Source organism: Chthonomonas sp., assembly GCF_035294165.1.
Taxonomy (GTDB): domain Bacteria; phylum Armatimonadota; class Chthonomonadetes; order Chthonomonadales; family Chthonomonadaceae; genus Chthonomonas.
The window spans coordinates 1-1,899 of the sequence record NZ_DATGLN010000105.1 but is presented as its reverse complement, the minus strand read 5'-3'; the positions used below and the strand labels follow the sequence as shown (position 1 = coordinate 1,899).

Here is a 1,899-nt window from a genome sequence, read left to right as displayed (position 1 = left end):
AGGTCTATAATGGCGTTGGCATCGTTAAGAAACTGTTTGCTGTTGAACACATTGCCCGGCTTCAGACCCTGCAGTTGGGCCTCCACGACTTCCGGTTTGATGGGGCCGGTTCCGGTGATGCTGATGTTGGTGATCATGGGGTTTTCGTCCACCGAGATGATCACCTTGCAGGTGCCGTTAGGGGGAGTTGGCTCTTCGGCGTAGACGTTCACGCCGTTGCGCGGGTCTGGGTCGAGAACACCAAAGTAGCCGGTATCGAGGAGGTTCTGTTCCATCTGGGCCTGGAGTTGTGGGGTAAAGAGGTCGCCCACCTTAGCACCACTGGCGCCGATAATGAAAACGCTATTGAGGTTGTGGTTTCCGCGCACCTCGATATCGGAGATGCGTGGGGCTTGTTGGGCAGCCGGTGGCGGAGCCGTTGACGAATCGGGGGTTTGAGCAAGCGGAGCGCTTTTCGCCTGAGGCGATGCCAAAATCAGCATCATGCTGAGAAGAAGCGACACAAGAGAGGCAGATTGTTTCCCGATGGGCCGAAGGCTCATTTGCTGTCGAACACTCCTTTGTGCACGCGCTAAGAGGCGCGTACGAGTAGAGAATTAATAAGTCGCAACAAAGTTTACCCTGTTTGGGCCTCAAATTAGACTATGAACGGTAGTATGGCTCTAACTTACGTCGCAGCATGGCGCGCGCCCGTGAGAGGCGGGTTTTCACGTTTTCGAGGCTGAGGCCGGTTGCCTCTACGATTTCGTTGTAGGAGAGTTGTTGGAATTCGCGCAGAATAATGACCTCTCGATACTCAATGGGCAAGGAGTCGATGGCAGCAAGGATTTTCTGATGCAGCTCTTTTTGTTCGAGCACTTGCTGCGGAGAATGAGTCCAATCCGCAATATCGCGTGTGGTTAAGGAGTCGTCGTCAGGATCGCTCATCTGTTCAAGCGACTCGATTCGGATATGGCGTTGGCGTTCACGGCGTCGCAGGCGATTGATGCAGAGGTTACGTGCTATCTGGTACAGCCAGGTAAACACCTTTGAGTCGCCACGGAAGTTAGCATAGTTTTTATAGGCGCTGATGAAGGTCTCTTGCGTGACATCGGCGGCCTCTTCGTAGTCTCCCAAGAAGCGATAGACAACATTAAATATCCGCTTTTCGTATCGGGCGACAAGCTCGTCAAATTCGAGGCGACTTTCCGCCTCGTCCGATGAATGGGCGTTCATGCTGACCACATAGTCTCCGGCCGATGCGCTTGCGGCAGCGGCCCCAGAGGGTGACAACGTGCACCCTCTATTTTCGACGTTTGCTGCAGAAGAACCTCTTAGGCAGGCCTGGTAGAACATGGTAACCTATCTCAGAAGGTGTAAAGAGAAGCGACGGACACCTGCTCGATGTTTGCGTTTGACCGCCGTATCACGGCTTTCTTTGAAGTAGGACGTTAAGAAACGCGCAATGTTACAGGTAAAGTCAATTCGACAGACCTTGCAGTTCCTCCTGCCGAACGGTGGTAGGCTCCTCGTTAGGAATTTGCAACTATTTCGTTCGCAAAGCGTCCTATCCTAAAAATAAAAAAATGCGTTATTAGGATAGAGTCAGATACCCCTGTCTAAAGCACAGGGGCTTGCGCCTGGTTGGAAGCGTGTGCCTCCGACCGACACAATAGGGCGTCTGAACTTTCGCCCCGTGCTTTGAGGTTTACCGCCGCATTGAAATCAGCATTCGCCTCAAAGCCACACTCTTGACATCGAAAGCTGCTCTGGCTCTTACGGTTGGCTTTGGCGCAGTAGCCGCACACACAACAGGTGCGAGAGGTATTGCGCGGGTCTACTAGAACCACAGGCACTCCTGCCGTCTCTGCTTTATAGGCGATAAATTGACGCAGTTGCAGGAACGCCCAGTTACCGAGG

At 53.1% G+C, this 1,899-nt stretch carries 3 protein-coding genes; all 3 read right to left on the bottom strand.

Annotated features, from left to right (window positions below; translation table 11 throughout):
* The coding region (locus VKV29_RS05360; RefSeq protein WP_324200274.1) for a POTRA domain-containing protein at window positions 1-542 on the bottom strand (542 nt) is incomplete at its 3' end.
* 100 nt (window positions 543-642) lie between these two features.
* Complete coding sequence (locus VKV29_RS05355) at window positions 643-1,272, bottom strand: RNA polymerase sigma factor (RefSeq protein ID WP_324200273.1); 630 nt, start codon at window positions 1,270-1,272, stop codon at window positions 643-645.
* Window positions 1,273-1,598: 326 nt separating this feature from the next.
* Window positions 1,599-1,899 (bottom strand): transposase (locus VKV29_RS05350; RefSeq protein ID WP_324200272.1); only part of this gene is annotated, 301 nt, incomplete at its 5' end.